Annotated in this window: 18 protein-coding genes; 11 read left to right on the plus strand and 7 right to left on the minus strand. The window is 68.2% G+C overall.

What is annotated here, in order from left to right; all coding sequences use genetic code 11:
* Positions 1-6: 6 nt before the first annotated feature.
* Genes kdpB through kdpF form a run of 3 tightly spaced genes read right to left on the minus strand, consistent with a single transcriptional unit; the run spans position 7 to position 4,444 of the window.
* Positions 7-2,160, minus strand: coding sequence for a potassium-transporting ATPase subunit KdpB (kdpB, locus tag CAL15_RS17805; protein WP_086079812.1), 2,154 nt, complete (start codon positions 2,158-2,160; stop codon positions 7-9).
* A 41-nt stretch (positions 2,161-2,201) separates the two neighbouring features.
* The gene (gene kdpA / locus CAL15_RS17810) at positions 2,202-4,001 is read right to left on the minus strand and encodes a potassium-transporting ATPase subunit KdpA (protein ID WP_086079813.1); all 1,800 of its coding nucleotides are present in this window, start codon (positions 3,999-4,001) and stop codon (positions 2,202-2,204) included.
* A complete protein-coding gene (gene kdpF, locus CAL15_RS24545) occupies positions 4,001-4,444 on the minus strand; it encodes a K(+)-transporting ATPase subunit F (protein WP_198299080.1) in 444 nt (147 codons plus the stop codon). Before kdpF ends, kdpA begins: the two co-directional genes overlap by 1 nt.
* 313 nt (positions 4,445-4,757) lie before the next feature.
* On the opposite strand from kdpF, the gene CAL15_RS17820 reads away from it, so the two are divergent.
* Positions 4,758-5,063: a DUF4212 domain-containing protein gene (locus CAL15_RS17820; protein ID WP_086079815.1), complete on the plus strand. Its 306-nt coding sequence runs from the start codon at positions 4,758-4,760 to the stop codon at positions 5,061-5,063.
* Positions 5,063-7,132 (plus strand): sodium:solute symporter family protein, encoded by a 2,070-nt coding sequence (locus CAL15_RS17825; protein WP_086079816.1) that lies wholly within the window; start codon positions 5,063-5,065, stop codon positions 7,130-7,132. Before CAL15_RS17820 ends, CAL15_RS17825 begins: the two co-directional genes overlap by 1 nt.
* 6 nt (positions 7,133-7,138) lie before the next feature.
* Here CAL15_RS17825 and CAL15_RS17830 read toward each other — a convergent pair whose 3' ends face one another.
* Entirely contained in the window at positions 7,139-8,029 is an 891-nt protein-coding gene (locus CAL15_RS17830) for a LysR substrate-binding domain-containing protein (RefSeq protein ID WP_086079817.1), read from the minus strand.
* A gap of 135 nt (positions 8,030-8,164) precedes the next feature.
* Here CAL15_RS17830 and CAL15_RS17835 point away from each other — a divergent pair, with 135 nt between their 5' ends.
* The 6 genes from CAL15_RS17835 to CAL15_RS17860 are packed head-to-tail and all read left to right on the plus strand — an operon-like array spanning position 8,165 to position 13,953.
* Positions 8,165-9,178 carry a Bug family tripartite tricarboxylate transporter substrate binding protein gene (locus CAL15_RS17835; protein WP_086079818.1) on the plus strand — a complete coding sequence of 338 codons (1,014 nt, stop codon included), beginning with the start codon at positions 8,165-8,167 and terminating at the stop codon, positions 9,176-9,178.
* Entirely contained in the window at positions 9,175-9,939 is a 765-nt protein-coding gene (locus CAL15_RS17840; protein ID WP_086079819.1) for an SDR family NAD(P)-dependent oxidoreductase, read from the plus strand. Before CAL15_RS17835 ends, CAL15_RS17840 begins: the two co-directional genes overlap by 4 nt.
* Positions 9,936-10,868: a 3-keto-5-aminohexanoate cleavage protein gene (locus tag CAL15_RS17845; protein WP_086079820.1), complete on the plus strand. Its 933-nt coding sequence runs from the start codon at positions 9,936-9,938 to the stop codon at positions 10,866-10,868. The genes CAL15_RS17840 and CAL15_RS17845 overlap by 4 nt, the downstream gene beginning before the upstream one ends.
* A gap of 15 nt (positions 10,869-10,883) precedes the next feature.
* Positions 10,884-11,663, plus strand: coding sequence for an HpcH/HpaI aldolase family protein (locus CAL15_RS17850; RefSeq protein ID WP_232468016.1), 780 nt, complete (start codon positions 10,884-10,886; stop codon positions 11,661-11,663).
* Positions 11,657-12,979: a Rieske 2Fe-2S domain-containing protein gene (locus CAL15_RS17855; protein ID WP_086079821.1), complete on the plus strand. Its 1,323-nt coding sequence runs from the start codon at positions 11,657-11,659 to the stop codon at positions 12,977-12,979. Before CAL15_RS17850 ends, CAL15_RS17855 begins: the two co-directional genes overlap by 7 nt.
* Positions 12,980-12,993: 14 nt before the next feature.
* On the plus strand, positions 12,994-13,953 hold the full coding sequence (locus CAL15_RS17860) for a PDR/VanB family oxidoreductase (protein WP_232468017.1): 960 nt from the start codon (positions 12,994-12,996) through the stop codon (positions 13,951-13,953).
* Positions 13,954-13,962: 9 nt separating this feature from the next.
* Here CAL15_RS17860 and CAL15_RS17865 read toward each other — a convergent pair whose 3' ends face one another.
* From CAL15_RS17865 to trxB, 3 genes are read right to left on the minus strand one after another with little or no spacing between them, the layout of a single operon-like run.
* Positions 13,963-14,292: a DMT family transporter gene (locus CAL15_RS17865; protein WP_086079822.1), complete on the minus strand. Its 330-nt coding sequence runs from the start codon at positions 14,290-14,292 to the stop codon at positions 13,963-13,965.
* The gene (locus CAL15_RS17870) at positions 14,289-14,966 is read right to left on the minus strand and encodes a Smr/MutS family protein (RefSeq protein WP_086079823.1); all 678 of its coding nucleotides are present in this window, start codon (positions 14,964-14,966) and stop codon (positions 14,289-14,291) included. Before CAL15_RS17870 ends, CAL15_RS17865 begins: the two co-directional genes overlap by 4 nt.
* Positions 14,953-15,912, minus strand: coding sequence for a thioredoxin-disulfide reductase (gene trxB, locus CAL15_RS17875; protein WP_086079824.1), 960 nt, complete (start codon positions 15,910-15,912; stop codon positions 14,953-14,955). The genes CAL15_RS17870 and trxB overlap by 14 nt, the downstream gene beginning before the upstream one ends.
* Before the next feature lie 42 nt (positions 15,913-15,954).
* Between trxB and CAL15_RS17880 the strand changes: the two genes are divergently transcribed.
* From CAL15_RS17880 to CAL15_RS17890, 3 genes are all read left to right on the plus strand, one after another.
* Positions 15,955-18,321 carry a DNA translocase FtsK gene (locus CAL15_RS17880; protein WP_086079825.1) on the plus strand — a complete coding sequence of 789 codons (2,367 nt, stop codon included), beginning with the start codon at positions 15,955-15,957 and terminating at the stop codon, positions 18,319-18,321.
* Between the two features lie 73 nt (positions 18,322-18,394).
* Positions 18,395-19,027 carry an outer membrane lipoprotein chaperone LolA gene (lolA, locus tag CAL15_RS17885; protein ID WP_086079826.1) on the plus strand — a complete coding sequence of 211 codons (633 nt, stop codon included), beginning with the start codon at positions 18,395-18,397 and terminating at the stop codon, positions 19,025-19,027.
* A gap of 165 nt (positions 19,028-19,192) precedes the next feature.
* A complete protein-coding gene (locus CAL15_RS17890) occupies positions 19,193-19,987 on the plus strand; it encodes a TorF family putative porin (RefSeq protein WP_086079827.1) in 795 nt (264 codons plus the stop codon).
* The last annotated feature ends 32 nt before the right edge of the window (positions 19,988-20,019 follow it).

A 20,019-nucleotide genomic window follows, 5' to 3' on the forward strand; every position in this document is an offset into this window, starting at 1 on the left:
TCAGGATTAGGCCAAGCCGAAGGCGACCAGCACCATGTCGACCAGCTTGATGCCGACGAAAGGCGCCAGCAGGCCGCCCAGGCCATAGACGAGCAGATTGCGCCGCAGCAGCACGGCCGCGCCCAGCGGGCGATAGCGCACGCCCTTCAACGCCAGCGGGATCAGCAGGACGATGATCAGCGCGTTGAAGATCACCGCGGACAGGATGGCCGAGGCGGGCGTGGCCAGCCGCATGACGTTCAGCACGCCCAGCTGCGGGTACACCGTGGCGAAGGCCGCCGGAATGATCGCGAAGTACTTGGCCACGTCGTTGGCCACGCTGAAGGTGGTCAGCGCGCCGCGCGTCATCAGCATCTGCTTGCCGATCTCGACGATCTCGATCAGCTTGGTGGGATTGGAATCCAGGTCCACCATGTTGCCCGCTTCCTTGGCGGCCTGCGTGCCCGAGTTCATCGCCACGGCCACGTCCGCCTGCGCGAGCGCGGGCGCATCGTTGGTGCCGTCGCCCGTCATCGCCACCAGGCGGCCTTCCTGCTGGTAGGCGCGGATCAGCTTGAGCTTGGCCTCGGGCGTGGCCTCGGCCAGGAAGTCGTCGACGCCGGCCTCCGCCGCGATGGAGGCCGCGGTGAGCTTGTTGTCGCCGGTGATCATGACCGTCTTGATGCCCATGCGGCGCAGTTCGGCAAAGCGCGGCTGGATCTCGGGCTTGACGATGTCCTTCAGCTCGATCACGCCCAGCGCGCGGGCTCCGTCGCTGACGGCCAGCGGCGTGCTGCCGCGCCGCGCCACTGTCTCGGCATCGCGCGACAGGGCCGTGGGCAGGCTCGTGCCCTGCGCTTTCAGCCAGGCCACGATCGCGTCCAGCGCGCCCTTGCGGACGGTACGGTCGGGCAGGTCCACGCCGCTCATGCGCGTCTGCGCCGTGAACGGCACGAACTCGGCCCGGGCCGTATCCACCTGCGGCAACCCGGCGGCGGATGCGCCCAGCGTCTTCTCGGCCAGCGCCACGATGCTGCGGCCCTCGGGCGTCTCGTCGGCCAGCGAGGCCAGGCGCGCCGCCTCGGCCAGTTCCTGCGGCGTCACGCCCGGCGCAGGAAGGAACGCCGCGGCCTGGCGATTGCCGAAGGTGATCGTGCCGGTCTTGTCCAGCAGCAGTACGTCCACGTCGCCGGCGGCTTCCACCGCGCGGCCCGAAGTCGCGATCACGTTGGACTGCATCAGGCGGCTCATGCCCGCCACGCCGATGGCCGACAGCAGGCCGCCGATGGTGGTGGGAATCAGGCATACCAGCAGCGCCACCAGCACCGTCACCGACACCACGCTGCCCGCGCCGGCCGCCTCCACGGCATACGCCGAGAACGGCAGCAAGGTCACGCACACCACCAGGAACACGATGGTCAGGACCACCAGCAGGATGGTCAACGCCAATTCGTTCGGCGTCTTCTGCCGCTTGGCGCCCTCGACCATGCCGATCATGCGGTCCAGGAAGCTTTCGCCGGGGTTCGCGGCGATGCGCACGAAGATCCAGTCGGACAGCACACGCGTGCCTCCGGTGACGGACGAGAAATCGCCGCCCGACTCGCGGATCACCGGCGCGGATTCTCCGGTGATGGCGCTTTCGTCGACCGAGGCGATTCCCGCCACCACCTGCCCGTCGCCAGGAATGGTCTCGCCCGCCATCACCAGCACGACCTCGCCCTTGCGCAGGTCGCCGGACGCGCGCGACTCGGCGCGATCCCGCCATACGTGCGGCGTGGCGCCGGGCTCGTCGCTTTCGCGAAAGCCCTTCAGCACGCGGGCCTGAATGGTGGTGCGCAGGCCGCGCAACGTGGCGGCCTGCTGCTTGCCGCGGCCTTCGGCCAGCGCCTCCGCGAAGTTGGCGAACAGCACGGTGAACCACAGCCACACCGAGATGCCCAGGATGAAGCCGGCGGGCGCCTCGGCCACGCCGGCCAGCGCCATCCCCCACAGCACCGTGGTGAGAATGCTGCCGACGTACACGACGAACATCACCGGGTTGCGCCACTGCGCCGCGGGCGAGAGCTTGCGCAAGCTGTCGCGCAGCGCGGGGCCCACCAGCGACGACGACCAGAAGCCGAACTGGCGCTCGGTACCGGGACTGCCGGCCACGGGCGCGACGGCCGAATCGGCGGCGGCCATGGAATGAGAACGTTGGTCCATGATTTTTCTGCCAGAGTCCTTCAAGGTTTCACGACATGCACGGCGTCCTGCAGATGCTCTGCGACGGGACCGAGCGCCAGCGCGGGCACGTAATTCAGCGCGCCGACCAGCAGCACCGACCCGATAAGCAGCACGCCGAACAGCGGGCCGGTGGTGGGCATGGTGCCGGGCCCCTGCGGCAGGCGCGGCTTGGCGGCCAGCGACCCTGCCAGCGCGAGCAGCGCGACGATGGGCGCGAACCGGCCAAACCACATGGCAGCGCCCAGCAGCAGGTTGTAGAACGGCGTGTTGGCCGACAGCCCCGCGAAGGCGCTGCCGTTGTTGTTGGCGGCCGAGGACAGCGCGTACAGGATCTCGGAATAGCCGTGGATGCCCGGGTTCAGCACGCCAGCCTTGCCCGCGCCGGTCAGCACGGCCACGGCCGTACCCACCAGCACCAGCACCGGGGTGACCAGCAGCACGATCGACACCATCTTCATGTCGAAGGCCTCTATCTTCTTGCCCAGGTACTCGGGCGTGCGGCCTATCATCAGCCCGGCGATGAACACGGCCAGGATGGCGAAGGCCAGCATGCCGTACAGCCCCGCGCCCACGCCGCCATATACGACTTCGCCCAGTTGCATCAACAGCATGGGCGACAGGCCTCCCATGGCCGAGAACGAATCGTGCATGCCGTTGACCGCGCCGCACGAAGCCGCGGTGGTGATGGCGGCGAACAGCGCGGTCGGCGCGATGCCGAAGCGCACTTCCTTGCCCTCCATGTTGCCGCCGTCCAGCGCCAGGCCGGCCTGCGCCAGCGCGGGCGTGGTCTGCTGCTCGAAGTGCGCGGCGGCCATGGCGAAGACGACGAACATCGCCGTCATGGCCGCGAGAATGATGGCGCCCTGCCTGCGGCTGCCCGCCATCTCGCCGAAGCTGAAGCACAAGGCCGCCGGGATCAGGAAGATGGCCCACATCTGCAGCAGGTTGGACAGCGGCGTGGGGTTCTCATAGGGATGCGCCGAGTTGGCATTGAAGAAGCCGCCGCCGTTGGTGCCCAGCATCTTGATGGCTTCCTGAGACGCCACCGGGCCCATGGCTATGGTCTGCTGCTGCGTGCTCAGCGTTTCCATCGCCGGCCTGCCTTCGGCGTCCAGTTGCGGCCGCCCCTGCGCATCGAGCCTGGGCGCGCTGTATTCCTGCGCTTCCAGGGTCCGCGCCTGCACATAGGGATCGAGGTTCTGGATCACGCCCTGTCCCACCAACGCGATGGCCAGCGCAAACGCCATCGGCAGCAGCACGTAAAGCGTGCCGCGCACCAGGTCGGTCCAGAAATTGCCCACCGCCCGCGCGCCGTGGCGCGTCAGGCCGCGCACCAGCGCGAACAGCACCGCCATGCCGGTGGCGGCGGACACGAAGTTCTGCACCGTCAGCGCCAGCATCTGCGTCAGGTAGCTCATGGTGGCTTCGCCCGCGTAGCCCTGCCAGTTGGTATTGGCCACGAACGAGATCGCCGTATTCAGCGACGAATCGGGCGACACCGCGCCCAACCCGGCGGGATTGAGCGGCAGCACGCCCTGCATGCGCTGCAGTCCATAGACCGCCACGAAGCCCAGCACGTTGAACAACAGCAGGGCCAGCGCGTAATGCTTCCAGCCCATTTCGGCCCGCGGGTCGACCCCGGCCAACCGATAGCACAGGCGCTCCAGCGGCCGCCCCCAGCGGGTCAGCCGGTAGTCGCCATTCTCCATGGCCTGCCTGATGTAGCGTCCCAGGAACGGGGCCACGCACAAGAGGACGGCCAGGTACACCGCCAGCAGCGCGACGAATCGGGCGTCCATCAGAATTTCTCCGGGTTGAACAGCGCGGCCAGCAGATAGGCCAGGAGCGCGGCCGCGGTGATGCCGCCCAGCCAGTAGATGGCGGTCATGGCGATGCCCTCCTGTCGCCGCGCGGCGCGCGCGCGCAGAAGGCGATCAACGCCCAGATCAGGCCGGCCATCGCGCCGAAGGCCGCGAGGTACAGGACATCCATGTTTTTCTCCCCGGGGCCGTGCCCCGAACTGAACAGCGTCGGCGGGCTTGCCGCCGGACCCTGCGCAGATTACGGAGCCGGGGGTAAAAACGGGATAAAGCTTGGAGGGCCCGGTATAAAAACCGTGTAAAGGGGTCATCCGCACCAATTCGGTGCGTCCTTCGCGGCGCCGGACGTCGCGCGGCTGGCTTGCCTGCTCGGTCCAAAATCCCGAAATTCGTCTCGATTTGTTCATGGGATGGCCGAACACGGCGACTTTCCGGCCACATCGCACTACATTGGTGCCGGATATAACTAAATGAATGCGCCGAATTAGGGCATTCCCCTAGTGTGACAATCCCGTAACTGGTGCAGAATCCTTTCCCATGCAGGTGAGGAGACAGAAGGCTCTGAAGGGCCTCTAGACAACCGGCGGCACCGGTATATAAATTAAGGCAGTACAAAAAAAGCAAACGCACAACGGTCGGCACGTTTACCCGTGCCGGCCGTTGTCGCATGAAGGCCCGCCAAGCGCGCAATCCGCCGGACACGGGCACAGTGCGTTCCGCTCATCCAGGTCGAGCATGCCGGCATCCCGCCTCCGTCCGCATTCCCCCGCGCGCTACTGGCGCCGCAACGTCCAGCTCATCGCGCTGCTGCTGGTCCTGTGGGTCGCGCTTACCGCCGCGCCGGCCCTGTTCACCGGATACCTTGCGTTCGAGTTCATCGGCTGGCCGTTTCCGTTCTGGCTGGCCGCCTATGGCGCGCCCCTGGCCTTCCTGCTGATCGTGGCCGCGTACGGCTGGATCATGAACCGGGCCGACGCACACGCCGCGCAGACCGCCGGCGAGCTGGATACGGCCGACACCCCGCCGCGCGAGCCGCGCTGATGCCGTTTTCCGCCGACACCCAGCACGAGTTCGGCCTGCGGCTGCGCCGCATCTACCTGCTGTACACGGCGGGCTTCGCCATGCTGGTGGGCCTGCTTGCGCTGGCAGAGATGGCCGGGCTGTCGCGCAACTGGATCGGCTATGCGTTCCTCATCATCACCGTCAGCCTGTATGCCTGCATCGGCATCGTGTGCCGCACGTCCGATCAGGTCGAATACTACGTGGCGGGCCGCCGCGTGCCGGCCGTCTACAACGGCATGGCCACCGCAGCCGACTGGATGTCCGTGGCCTCGTTCATCGGCGTGGCGGGCACCCTGTACTTGACTGGCTACGGCGGCCTGGCCTACGTGATAGGGTGGACGGGCGGCTACGTGCTGGTGGCCCTGCTGCTGGCGCCCTATCTGCGCAAGTTCGGGCAGTACACCATCCCCGACTACCTGGGCGCGCGCTACGGCGGCAACCTGCCGCGGCTGGCAGGCGTGGCCTGCGCGGTCCTGTGCTCGTTCACCTATCTGGTGGCGCAGATCTACGGAGTCGGCATCATCACCACCCGGCTCACCGGCATCACGTTCGAGCTGGGCATCTTCGTGGCGCTGGGCGGCATGCTGGTGTGCTCGTTCCTGGGCGGCATGCGCGCCGTCACCTGGACCCAGGTGGGGCAGTACATCATCCTGGTCATCGCCTACCTGGTGCCGGTGATCTGGCTGTCGGTGAAGCACACGGACAGTCCGGTGCCGCAGCTGTCGGCCGGCTCCGTACTGCAGCAGGTCACCGAGAAAGAGATCCACCTGCAGAACGACCCGGCCGAACAGGAGGTGCGGCGGCTGTGGCGCCAGCAGGCGCGCGAAATGAGCGCGCGGCTGGACGCTCTGCCGCAGTCCTGGGTGGACGAGAAGGACCGGCTGCGGTCCCGCCTGGCGGCGCTCATCGCCACGGACGCGCCCATGGTCGAGGTGCGTTCGCTCGAGCGCGAACTTGCGGCCTACCCGCCCAATCCCGAAGCGGCGCGCGCCGCATGGTCCCAGGCGCGCGCGGCCTTCGACGCGCGCGGCTCACCGCCAACGCCGCATGCCCAGCCCTTTCCCGCCCGCGACGAACAGGAACGCGCGGACATGCGCGTCAACTTCCTCTCGCTGGTGCTGTGCCTGATGCTGGGCACGGCGGGCATGCCGCACATCCTGATGCGCTCGTACACGACGCCATCGGTGGGCGATGCGCGCCGCTCGGTGTTCTGGGCGCTGCTGTTCATCCTGCTGCTGTACTTCACCGCGCCCGCGCTGGCGCTGCTGGTCAAGTACGAGGTCTATGCCCAGGTGGTGGGCACGCCGTTCAGCAGCCTGCCCAACTGGGTGCATGCCTGGAGCGCGGTCGATGCCAACCTGCTCGAGGTCGTGGACATCAATCGCGACGGCATCGTGCAGCTGGGCGAGATCGGCATGGGCGCCGACGTGGTGGTGCTGGCCATGCCCGAGATCGGCGGCCTGCCCTTCGTCATCTCGGGGCTGGTGGCCGCGGGCGCGCTCGCCGCGGCGCTGTCCACGGCGGATGGCCTGCTGCTGACCATGTCGAACTCGCTGTCCCACGACATGTGGTATCGCGTGGTGTCGCCGCGCATGCCGGCGGCGCGGCGAGTCATCGTGTCCAAGATACTACTGCTGCTGGTGGCGTTCGGGGCCGCATGGGTGGCGGCGCGCAAGCCGGCCGACATCCTCTTCATGGTGACGGCAGCCTTCTCGTTTGCGGCCTCGTCCTTCTTCCCGGCGCTGGTGATGGGCGTGTTCTGGCGTCGTGCCAACAAGTGGGGCGTGACGATGGGCATGGCAGCGGGGCTGGCCACCACGTTCGCCTACATGGCGCACACCCATCCCTGGCTGCGGGAATGGGTCTTCGGCGTGCCGCGCACCGTGGCCGTCGACCTGTGGTGGGGCATCCAGCCCATCGCCGCGGGGGTGATGGGCGCGCCGGCCGCGTTCGCCACCATCATCATCGTGTCGCTGCTCACGCCGCGGCCCGATGCGGCCACGCTGGCGCTGGTGGATTATCTGCGCAAGCCGGGCGAAGGCGCCTGATGCGGATCAGCGTCCGGCCGGCGCGTGCGAACGCAGCCAGCCGCCAAAGGCCTGGATGAGGTCCAGGCGCGGAGAACTGCGCGGGCACAGCAGCGCGTAGGCCCGCCGCGCCTGCAGCGACTGGTGGGGCACGATGCACAGATTGCCCTTGCGCACCTCTTCCTCGGCCAGCGCCACCGGGGCCAGCGCCACGCCCAACGAGTCCACGGCGGCCACCAGCGCGAAATAGAGCTGGTCGAACACTTTGGTGGCGGACTCCGGATCGCGCCGCACCCGCTGCGCGCGAAACCACGCTTCCCATGCGCGGTTTTCGGTGCGCGTGACGAGCAGCGTGGCGCGAGCCAGGTCCTGGGGGCCGTCCAGTTCATTGCGCCGCCGGTACTGCGGGCTGCACACCGGCACGGATCGCCCGTCCAGGAAGCGCTCGGCGTGCAGTCCGCGCGGCACGGCGCTGATGCGTCGTATGGCCGCGTCGTATTGGCCTTCGTCGAAATCGACGGGATCGGTGGACGTCGAAATCTCGATGCGAAACCCGGACTGCCCGTTGTCCAGCGCCCCCAGGCGCGGCATCAACCACCACATCGCAAGCGTGGGCGGCACCGACACCCTCAGCAGCGAACTCGAGCGATTGGCGGGCCGCAGCGCATCGCTGGCCGAGAACAGGATATCGAACGCGCGCGCCACCGCCTGCGCCAGTTGCGCGCCTTCCGGCGTCAGCGTCAAGGCGCGCGGCCCGCGCGAGAACAGAACCATGCGGAAGTGCGCTTCCAGCGCGGCCACCTGGCGGCTGACGGCGCCGTGCGTCACGCACAGCTCCTCGGCCGCCTTGGTGAAACTGAGGTGCCGGGCAGCCGCGTCGAAGGCCTTCAATGCGTTCAGTGGAGGCAGCTGTCTCATGGTCCCCTGCGTATGGCGTATTGGTCGCCGTGAGTTTTTCTCACATTGTATGTAAAAAACTCGATTGTCCGGGGCCGTAGGGGTCGCCACAATCGCCCCTCATAAGCAGACCAATACCAACCACGGAGACAAACCATGCGCCATCCCTGTAGCGGCGCCGGCATATCCCGGCGCACTTTGCTGGCCGCCGCGCTTACCACCGCGTTGGCCGCGGCCCTCGCCCTGCCGGCGGCCCCAGCCCGGTCCGCGCCGGCCGCGGCCGTCGAAGGACCGGTGAGGATCGTGCTGCCCTTCGGTCCAGGCAGCGGCACCGACATCTATGCGCGACTGGTGGCCGAGAAGCTGGGCCCCGCGCTGGGCGTGCCGGTCATCGTGGAGAACAAGCCGGGCGCCAACGGCATCATCGCGGCGGAATCCGTAGCGCGCGCCAAGCCGGACGGCAACACGCTGCTGTTCACCACCAACACCACGCATGCCGCCAATCCCAGCATGTTCAAGAGCCTGTCGTATGACCCGGTGAAGGACTATGCCCCGGTCACCAAGCTGGGCAACCTGACCTTCCTGCTGGTCGTGGCCGCCGACGGACCCTACCGCACCCTGCAGGACCTGGTGGCGGCGGCACGCAAGCAACCCGGGCGCGTGTCGTACGGCGCCTCGAACAGCTTCGGCACGGTATCGGGCAGCAAGCTGGGCAAGATCGCCGGGGTCGAGTTCCTGCAGATTCCGTACCGCAGTTCGCCGCAGATCATTACCGACCTGCTGGGCGGGCAAGTGAAGTTCGCGTTCGTCGACGTGGCCGCGGCCGGCCCCATGCTGGCCGCGAACAAGATGCGGGCGCTGACCGTGCTGTCCGACCAGCGCTTTCCTACCTTGCCCGACGTACCCACGATGAAGGAACTGGGCTATTCGCAATTCGACGTGGTGGCGTGGTTCGGCATGTTCGCGCCGGCCGGCACGCCGCCGGCCGTCGTGGCCCAGCTCAACGGAAAACTGACCGCCATCCTGAAGGATCCCGCGCTGCGCAAGCGTGGCGCGGAACTGGGCATCGAGATATTCGGCAGCTCTCCCGAGGAGCTGGGCCAGTACGTCGGTTCGCAGGTCGACCTGTGGAAGCAACTGACTGCCGACGCGGGATTGACGCCGCAATGAACACCCATCGACACAACCGGGTAGCGCTGGTGACGGGCGCCTCGCGCGGGATCGGCGCGGCGACCGCCCTGGCGCTGGCACGACGCGGATTCCATACCGTGCTGGCCGTACGCGACCCCGCGGGCGCCGTGCCCGTGCTGACGCAGATCGAGGCCGAAGGCGGCACGGCGTGGGCGGTCGCGCTGGACGTGCGCGACGGCGGGTCGGTGCGCGCCGCGATGGACGAGTGCCTGCGGCGCGAGGGCAGCCTGGATGCGCTGGTCAACAACGCCGGCAACATCGAGCCCATCGGACTGCTGGGCGACACCGACGAGCAGGCCTGGCTGGCCAACCACGACGTCAACCTGCACGGGCCGTACCGGACGATACGCGCCGCCCTGCCGGCGCTGCTGAGCAGCCCGGCTGCGGTCATCGTCAACCTGTCCTCGGGCGCGGCGCATGCCACCCGCGAGGGATGGTCGGCCTATTGCAGCGGCAAGGCGGGCCTGGCCATGCTGACGCGCTGCGTGGCCCATGAGTATCCCGCGATCGCGTGCTATGGATTCCAGCCCGGCTTCGTCGACACCGCGATGCAGGCGAGCATCCGCGCGTCAGGCATCAACGACATCAGCCGCATGCCGCGCAGCAACCTGGCGCCCGCCGAACGCCCGGCCGAATACATCGCCTGGCTGTGCGACGCGCGTCCCGCCGACCTGGGCGGCCAGGACCTGTCCATCAACGACGCCGCGCTGCAGGCGCGGCTACGCGAGGCAACGCCATGAGGCCATCGAAGAAAGTCATCATCACCTGCGCGGTGACGGGCTCGATCCACACGCCCAGCATGTCGCCGCACCTGCCCATCACCCCCGACGAGATCTCCGACGCCGCGCTCGAGGCCGCCGATGCGGGCGCGGCCATCGTGCACCTGCACGCGCGCGATCCGAAGGACGGCAGGCCCGACCAGACCACCGAGGCGTTCATGCGCTTCCTGCCGACGATCAAGCGCAACAGCAAGGTGGTCATCAACCTGACCACGGGCGGCGCGCCGACCATGTCGGTGGAGGAGCGCCTGGTCCCCGCACTGGAGCTGAAGCCCGAGATCGCATCTCTGAACCTGGGCTCGATGAACTTCGGCCTGTACGAGATGCTGGACCGCTACAAGACCTTCGAGCACGACTGGGAGCGGCCGTATCTGGAAGGCAGCGAAGATCGCGTGTTCCGCAACACGTTCCGGGACATCGCCAACATCCTCACGTCGTGCGCCAGGAATCGCACGCGCTTCGAACTGGAGTGCTACGACATCGGCCACCTGTACACGGCCCGCCACTTCCTGGATCGCGCCCTGCTGGAACCGCCACTGTTCGTCCAGTCCGTGCTGGGGCTGCGCGGCGGCATCGGCGCGCACACGGCCGAGGTGATTCACATGCACGCCACGGCGGAACGCCTGTTCGGCGACCAGTACTACTGGTCCGTGCTGGGCGCGGGCAGCGCACAGATGCGCGTAGCCGTGCAGGCGGTGCTGCTGGGCGGCAACGTGCGCGTCGGGCTGGAGGACAGCCTGTGGATCGGCAAGGGCAAGCTGGCGGAGAGCAATGCGCAGCAGGTGCGCAAGATCCGCCACCTGATCGAGGAACTGGGCGGCGAGATCGCCACGCCCGACGAGGCCCGGCAGATGCTCGCGCTCAAAGGCGCCGACGCCGTCAACTTCTAGGCAAGGAACACTGCGGTGAACCCATTCAAGCAAAAGCTGCGCGCGGGCCGCGCGCAGTTCGGACTGTTCGCGATGTCGCTGACCGCCCAGACCGCCGATGCGCTGGCCGCCAGCGGCTTCGACTTCCTGATGTTCGACGCCGAACACACCCCCACCAGCCTGCCCACCCTGTACACGCAGGCACTGGCCCTGGCGTCCTCCCGCACTCATTGCCTGGTACGCATGCCCGGCCTGGATCCCGTGTGGTTCAAGCCGGTGCTGGACATGGGGATAGACACGGTGATGGTGCCGAACATCAAGACGGCGGACGAGGCGCGCCAGGCCGTCGCCGCCGTGCGCTATCCGCCGCATGGCATCCGCGGCGTGGGCGGCAGCGTGCGGGCCACCAACTATGGCCGCGACACGGACTACTACGCACGCGCCGCCGATGAGGTCTGCCTGCTGCTTCAGATCGAAAGCGGCCAGGGCCTGGACAACATCGAGGAGATCGCCGCGGTGGACGGCGTGGAGGGCCTGTTCATCGGGCCGGTGGACCTGTCCACCGACCTGGGCTATCTGGCGCAGCCCACTCACCCCGCCGTGCTGGAAGCCTGCCTGGACGGGGTGCGCCGCATCCGCGCCACCGGCAAGGCGGCCGGCATCCTGGCGGGGGAACCGCAGGCGGCCGCCTATCTGGACGCCGGCGCCACGATGGTGTGCCTGGGCTCGGACCTGGGCCTGCTGACCCGGGCGGCGGACGCGCTGGCCGCCCGGTGGAAGGAACGCAGCAACGCAACACAGGAGGACGCATGCTGAGCCGCGAAGACAACGAGATGCTGACCCGCACCGACGCGGACACGCCGATGGGACGGCTGTTCCGCAGCTACTGGCTGCCTGTGGTGCTGGCAGAGGAAGTATCCACGCCGGATTGCGCCCCGGTACGCATCAAGGTGCTGGGCGAGGAACTGCTGGCGTTTCGCGACAGCACCGGCCAGGTCGGCGTCATCGAGCCCCGCTGCCCGCACCGTGGCGCCAACCTGTTCTTCGGCCGCAACGAAGAAGGCGGCATACGCTGCGCCTTCCATGGCTGGAAATTCGGCGTGGACGGCGAATGCCTGGACATGCCCACGCTGGACGCGGCGGCCGTGCCGCGGATGTGCCAGAAGGCCCGCATCAAGGCCTATCCCGCGCGGGAATGGGGCGGCTATGTCTGGGCCTACATGGGCAGCGAGACCGTGCCGCCCCCGATGCCCGACATGGAGTTCGCGCTGGTGCCCGCCTCGCACCGGCACGTGTCGAAGAAGTTCCAGGAGTGCAATTGGGCGCAGGCGGCCGAGGGCGGCGTGGACACGGCGCACTTCTCTTTCCTGCACCAGCCGGTCGATCGCTCCGGTGAGCAACTGCATGAGAAGGCCGCGCGCGCCACGCGCGGCTACTCGCAGCAAACCATGAGCAGCGAGCACGTGCAGTGGATGCGCGACGACACGCGGCCGCGCTACGAGGTGAGAAAACACGACAGCGGACTGGTGCTGGGCGCATCGCGCCGCGCGGCGCCCGGGCAGTCGTACTGGCGCATCGCGCAATACCTGATGCCCTGTCACGGCTACACGCCCAGCGCGACGCCGGGCCAGACCTATCATGGCCAGACCTGGGTGCCCATCGACGACGAATCGTGCTGGGTCTATGTGTACTCGTGGAACCCGGAGCGCCCGCTGACCGAGGAAGAAATCCGCGGCTATCGCAGCGGCGGCGCCGTCTATCCCGAGATGGACGATCGCTGGATGCCGCTGCGCAACCGGTCGAACGACTACCTGATAGATCGCCAGATGCAGAAGTCGGAGAACTTCACGGGCATCGTCGGCGTGTCGGAGCAGGATGCGGCGATCCAGGACAGCCAGGGGCGCATCGCCGATCGCACCCGCGAACTGCTGGGCCCTACCGACATCGGCGTGGTGCAGTTCCGCCGCTTGATGCTGGAATCGGCCAAGGCCCTGGCCGCCGGCGAGCAGCCGCCCGGACTAGCAAGCCCGGCCAGCTACCGCGTGCGCGCGGGCGGCATCGTCGCGGATGCGCCGCTGGCGTTCGACGAGGTCATGCAGCGGCGTTTCGGCGATCCGCTGGGCCGCTTCTGACGGAGCGCGTGTCCATGAACGAATTCGTGAAGATGCGGGTCGGCGCGATCCGGCGGCTGGCCGGCACGGTGTCGGCCATCGCACTGGAGCGCCTGTCCGACGCGGTGCTGCCGTCGTTCGCGCCGGGCGCGCACGTCGACCTCCGGCTGCCCGGCGGATTGGTGCGCAGCTATTCGCTGTACACCCTGCGGGACACGGAGCGGCGCTACGAGATCGCCGTCAACCGCGACGGCAACAGCCGCGGAGGCTCGGCCTACCTGCACGAACGGCTGCGCGTGGGCGACGTGCTCGAGGTGTCGGCCCCGCGCAACCACTTCCCCCTCATCGACGGCGACCATCCCACCCTGCTGATCGCGGGAGGCATCGGCATCACGCCGCTGTATTGCATGGCGCAGCAGCTCGCCGCGCGGGGCGCGCGATGGCACATGGTGTACGCGGCGCGCAGCCGGGCGGGCGCCGCGTTCGTCGACGAACTTCAGGCCCTGGCGGATGCCGCGGGCATGCCGCTGACGCTGCACTTCGACGACGAGGCCGGCGGCAGGCTCGATATCCCCGCCATCGTGGCGCACGCGCCGCCCGACACGCACTTCTACTGCTGCGGGCCCGCGCCCATGCTGGATGCGTACCTGTCCGCCTGCAGTCGCCTGCCGGCCGAACGCGTGCACTACGAGCGCTTCGGCGCGGACATCCCGATGCCGGGCGCGGGACAAGGCTTCGACGTAGAGCTCGCCCGCAGCGGGCGAACCCTGAGAGTCCGGCCGGACCAGACCATTCTCGAGGTCCTGTTGGACGCGGGGGTGGACGTGGAATATTCCTGCATGCAGGGCGTGTGCGGCAGCTGCCGCACCGGCGTGCTGGCCGGCGAGCCCGAGCACCTGGACATGTTCCTCAGCCCCGAGGAACAGGCGGCCAGCGACTGCATGATGATCTGCTGCTCGCGCGCCCGCGGCGCCAGGCTGGTGCTGGACTGCTGAGCGCCGGCCTCAGTGTGCGGTGGTCTTGGAGAACACCTGCATCACCACCACGCCGGCGACGATCAGCAGGATGCCCAGGATGGCGGGCACGTCGAGGTGCTGCTTGTACACCACCCACCCGACCAGCGAGATCAGCACGATGCCCACGCCCGACCAGATCGCGTACACCACCCCCATGGGTATGGTGCGCAGCGTGACGGCAAGGAAGTAGAACGCCACCGCATAGCCCGCCGCGGTGATCACCGATGGCCACAGGCGGGTGAAGCCGTCGGAACTCTTCAGCGCACTGGTGGCCACGACCTCGGCGGCGATGGCGATAGCCAGATACAGCCACTTCATCGGCGTGCGCCCTCGGACTGGCGCATCAGCACCAGCAGCGCCCCGGCTCCGCCTTCGCGCTCGGCGGCCTCGGAGAACGCCACCACTTCGGCCTTCTGCACGAGCCAGGTACGGACCTTGTCTTTCAGCACGGGCTCGAGCCCTTGCGATCCGTAGCCCTTGCCGTGCACGATGCGCACGCAGCGGATGCCGTGCTCCAGGCACTCGTCGAGGAACGACAGCACCGCATGCCGGGCCTGCTCGACGCGCAGTCCGTGCAGGTCGAGTTCCGCGCCCATGCGCCACTCGCCGCGCTTGAGGCGCCGCGCGGTGTCGGGCGCCGCGTCGGCGCGCACGAAGGCCGTGCCGTTCTCGGACAGCAGGTGCGCCACGTCGCCGCCGTCCGACACGCCGGCATCGGCGCGGGCGGGTTTCTCGCCCAGCGCGGACGCGCGGCGCGAGGCCACGGCTTCGTCGATGGCCGGCCCGGCGCGACGGTGCTCGACCTTGTTGGCCGACTTCATCGGCGTGGCCGACTGCATGGCGCGGCGGAAAGCATCGACGTCATGCGCGGGCGCCGTGCGCTCGCGGCGGGCCGCCTCTTCCCGAGCCTCGCGCTCGGCGCGTTCGCGCTCCTGCGCGAGCTTCTCGTGCACGCGCTTCAGGTCGGCCAGGCTGGCCTTAGTGCCCCGCATTGTCCAGCCAGCGCTGCGCGTCCAGGGCGGCCATGCAGCCCGTGGCCGCGCTGGTGATGGCCTGGCGGTACACGTGGTCCTGCACGTCGCCGGCGGCGAACACGCCTGGCACCGAGGTCATGGTGGCCATGCCGTTCAGGCCGCTCTGCGTGACGATGTAGCCGTCCTTCATCTCGAGGTGGCCGGCGAAGATCTCGGTGTTGGGCTGGTGGCCGATGGCGATGAAGCAGCCGGCCACTTCCAGGTCTTCGGTGGCGCCGGTGTCGGTGTGCCGGATGCGCACGCCAGTGACGCCGCCGTCGTCGCCCAGCACTTCTTCCAGCGTGTGGAACAGCTTCAGTTCCATGTTGCCGTTCGTTACCTTGTCCATCAGCTTGTCGACCAGGATGGGCTCGGCGCGGAACTTGTCGCGGCGGTGGATCAGCGTGACCTTGCGGCAGATGTTGGACAGGTACAACGCTTCCTCGACGGCGGTGTTGCCGCCGCCGACCACGACCACGTCCTTGTTGCGGTAGAAGAAGCCGTCGCAGGTGGCGCAGCCGGACACGCCGCGGCCCATGAAGGCCGATTCGGACGGCAGGCCCAGGTACTTGGCCGAAGCGCCGGTGGCGATGATCAGGGCGTCGCAGGTGTACAGCTTGCCGGTGTCTCCGGTAAGCGTGTAGGGCCGCTGCGACAGGTCGACCTTGGCGATGTGGTCGAAGACGATCTCGGTTTCGAAGCGCTCGGCGTGCTGCTGGAAGCGCTGCATCAGGTCGGGGCCCTGGACGCCGTGGACGTCGGCGGGCCAGTTGTCGACCTCGGTGGTGGTCATCAGCTGGCCGCCCTGGGCCAGGCCGGTGACGAGCAGGGGTTTCAGGTTGGCCCGGGCGGCGTACACGGCGGCGGTGTAGCCGGCCGGACCGGACCCGAGGATCAGGACTTTTGCGTGCTTGGGCGTGGACATATGCGGGTATCTTTGAATGGACGCCTCATTATAATGAGGGCCATGCCGCGTATTTCCACTGCCTCTCCGCGCGCTTCGCGCAACACCCGCAACGGCCCCTCCCCCCTGCAGACGCGCATTTCCGCCCTGCTGCGCGAGGCCCGCTGGATCCTGTTCGCCGCGCTAGCCGCCTGGCTGACCCTGGTGTTGGCCACCTGGCACCCATCCGACCCCGGTTGGTCGCATTCGGTCGCATCGGGCTCCATCCGCAACGGCGGCGGCACCCTGGGCGCCTATCTGGGCGACATCCTGCTTTATCTGTTCGGTTATTCGGCGTGGTGGTGGGTCATTCTGCTGCTGCACCGGGTGCGTGCGGGCTACCGGCGCCTGGCCACCCAGCTGCGCGGTCCAGGCAAGGACGACCCTCTGCCTCGCGTGCACTGGGAAGAAGGCGTGGGCTTCGCGCTGTTGCTGGTAGGCTCGCTGGGCGTCGAGGCCCTGCGCCTGTACAGCTGGGGCATGCACCTGCCCGGCGGCACCGACGGACAAAGCGGCGCGGGCGGCGTCATCGGCCAGATGCTCGCCGGCTGGCTGTCGCGCGGCGTGGGATTCACCGGCGGCACGCTGGTCCTGCTGGTGCTGGTCGCCATCGGCCTCAGCCTGTTCTTTTCCTTTTCGTGGCTGCACCTGGCCGAGCGCATCGGTTCCAGCATCGAGGGTGCGCTGCGCCGAGTGCGCGAGTCCTACACCGCTCGCGAAGACCGCCGCGTGGGCGAGGTCGCCCAGGCCGTGCGCACCGAGCAGGTCGTGGCCAAGCAAGAGAAACTGGTGCACGAGCAGCCGGTGCGCATCGAGCCCGCCATCACAGTGGTGCCCCGCTCCGACCGCGCCGAGAAAGAAAAGCAGCAGTCGCTGTTCGCGCCCCCGGCCGGCGAGACCGACCTGCCCGCTCTGGGCCTGCTGGATCCGCCGCAGGGCAACCAGGAAACCGTCTCGGCCGAGACCATCGAATTCACCTCGCGCCTCATCGAGAAGAAGCTGGCCGACTTCGGCGTATCCGTGGTGGTGGTGTCGGCCCAGGCCGGCCCCGTCATCACGCGCTACGAGATCGAACCCGCCACCGGGGTCAAGGGCAGCCAGATCGTCAACCTGGCCAAGGACCTGGCCCGCGCCCTCAGCCTGGTCAGCATCCGGGTGGTGGAAACCATTCCCGGCAAGAACCTGATGGGCCTCGAACTGCCCAATCCGCGGCGCCAGATGGTGAAGCTGTCCGAAATCCTGGGCTCGCAGACCTATCACGCCAGCCAGTCGGTGCTGACCATGGCGCTGGGCAAGGACATCGCGGGCAACCCGGTGGTGGCCGACCTGGCCAAGATGCCGCACCTGCTGGTGGCCGGCACGACCGGCTCGGGCAAGTCGGTGGGCATCAACGCGATGATCCTGTCGCTGCTGTACAAGGCCGACGCCGCGCACACCCGGCTCATCCTCATCGACCCCAAGATGCTCGAAATGAGCGTCTACGAAGGCATCCCGCACCTGCTGGCCCCGGTGGTCACCGACATGCGGCAGGCCGCCAACGCGCTGAACTGGTGCGTGGGCGAGATGGAAAAGCGCTATCGCCTGATGAGCAAGATGGGCGTGCGCAACCTGGCCGGCTACAACGCCAAGATCCGCGACGCCATCAAGCGCGAAGAGCCCATCCCCAACCCCTTCTCGCTCACGCCCGACCAGCCCGAGCCGCTGGCCGAGATGCCCATGATCGTCGTGGTCATCGACGAGCTGGCCGACCTGATGATGGTGGTGGGCAAGAAGATCGAAGAGCTCATCGCCCGCCTGGCCCAGAAAGCGCGCGCCGCCGGCATCCACCTGATCCTGGCCACGCAGCGGCCCAGCGTCGACGTCATCACGGGCCTGATCAAGGCCAACATCCCCACGCGCATCGCGTTCCAGGTCTCGTCCAAGATCGACTCGCGCACCATTCTCGACCAGATGGGCGCCGAAACCCTGCTGGGCCAAGGCGACATGCTGTACATGCCGCCGGGAACGGGCCTGCCGGTACGCGTGCACGGGGCCTTCGTGCATGACGACGAGGTGCACCGCGTGGTCGAATCGCTTAAGGCGCAGGGCGAGCCCAACTACATCGAAGGCCTGCTCGAGGGCGGCGCCGAGGGCGACGGCGGCGAAGGCGCCAGCAGCGTCACCGGCATCGGCGGCGATGCGGAATCCGACCCCATGTACGACCAGGCCTGCGAAGTGGTGCTGAAGCACCGCCGCGCCTCGATCTCGCTGGTGCAGCGCCACCTGCGCATCGGCTACAACCGCGCGGCGCGCCTGCTGGAACAGATGGAGCAGTCCGGCATGGTGTCGGCCATGCAGTCCAACGGCAACCGGGAGATCCTGGTGCCGGCGCGCGAGGGCGAGGAAGCATGAGCCCGGTGGGGTGCCCCAAGGGGGTATCCTCCCTCGGGAAGGCAACCGCGCAGCCACAGGAGGCAGTTCAGTCATGACGAAGAAGACGATGCAACGATTGGCCGCCATGGTAGTGCTGGGCCTGTGCCCCCTGATGGCGCTGGCCGCCGGCGCGCAAGAGCAGCTGAAGGCTTTCGTGGCGAACGTGCAGGGCGCCACCGGCTCGTTCACGCAGGCCACGTCGGGCGCGCAGGGCGGCCAGGCGCAGAAGACGCAAAGCGGCAATTTCGCGTTCCAGCGGCCCGGCAAGTTCAATTGGATGGTGCAAAAACCCTACGAGCAGCGCATCGTCTCCGACGGCAAGCAGGTGTTCCAGTACGACCCCGACCTGGCCCAGGTCACCGTGCGGCAGGTCGACCAGGCCATCGGCACCTCGCCCGCCGCCATCCTGTTCGGGTCGGGCGACCTCGAGCAGGCCTTCGACGTCTCGCCCCTGCCGGCGCGCGACGGCCTGGAATGGCTGCGCGCCAAGCCGCGCGGCGGCGACGCGGGCTTCTCGCAGGTGGACATCGGCATGAAGGACAACCAGCCCGCGCGCATCGAGCTGCTGGACGCCTTCGGCCAGACCACGCGCGTCACGCTGTCCAACATCCGGCCCAACCCCTCGCTGCCGGCCTCCGAGTTCCAGTTCACGCCGCCCGCGGGCACGGACGTGGTGAAGATGTAGCCTGACGCCGGCAATACGCTTGCCATTGCGACGGCGCCCCAGCGGGCGCCGTTTCCATTTTTACGCGGCGCTTATGCTGCGCCGGCAAGTCTTTACGCGGGGCTTATGCGTTTGTCTCTACTGTTCGGCCGGCGCCTCTTCCGGCGCCGACACAGGAGAACCGTCATGCAGCAAGCCCTTCCCTTATCCTCGCCATACGCGCAGCTGGCCGCCGCAACGCTGCTGGTAACGCTGGGCGCCGCGCTCGCCGCGCCGGCGCTCGCGCAGCAGCCGGCCGCGCAAGAGTCCGCCGCCCATGCGGTCAGCGCGAATGTGTCGCTGGCCACGCAGTACCGCTATCGCGGACTGATGCAGACCAACAACAAGCCCTCGTTGTCGGGCGGATTCGATTACGCGCACCGCAGCGGTTTCTACCTGGGCAACTGGAATTCGAACATCAGTTGGCTCTCCGACGGCAATCGCGAGGTTTCCGCCCCCATCGAGATGGACTTCTACGGCGGCTACAAGGGCAGGCTGGCCGACGGCGTGCCCTTCGACCTGGGCGTCCTGCAGTACTACTACCCGGGCGACTATCCGTCCGGCTACACCAGCCCCGACACCACCGAGCTGTATGCCGGCATGGGCTGGGGGCCGCTGTTCTTCAAGTACTCGTACGCCGTCACGAACCTGTTCGGCTTCGCGCGCAGCGACGGCAGCCAGTACTTCGACCTGGCGGGCAACTTCGATACCGGCGTCTGGGGCCTGACGTTGAACGCGCACCTGGGCTACCAGTACGTGCGCAACGTCGACGACGGCTCGTACTGGGACTGGAAGCTCGGCCTCACCAAGGACCTGGGTGAGGGGTTCAGCATCAGCGCGGCATACGTCGACACCAATGCCGACCGGCGCGTCTACACCAATGCCAAGGGCCGCGACATGGGACGCGCCACGGGCGTGCTGACGCTGACCAGGACGTTCTGAGCTGGCGCGGCGTAGACGACATTTTTACGGCG

The sequence above is a fragment of the Bordetella genomosp. 13 genome (assembly GCF_002119665.1).
Lineage (GTDB): Bacteria > Pseudomonadota > Gammaproteobacteria > Burkholderiales > Burkholderiaceae_B > Bordetella.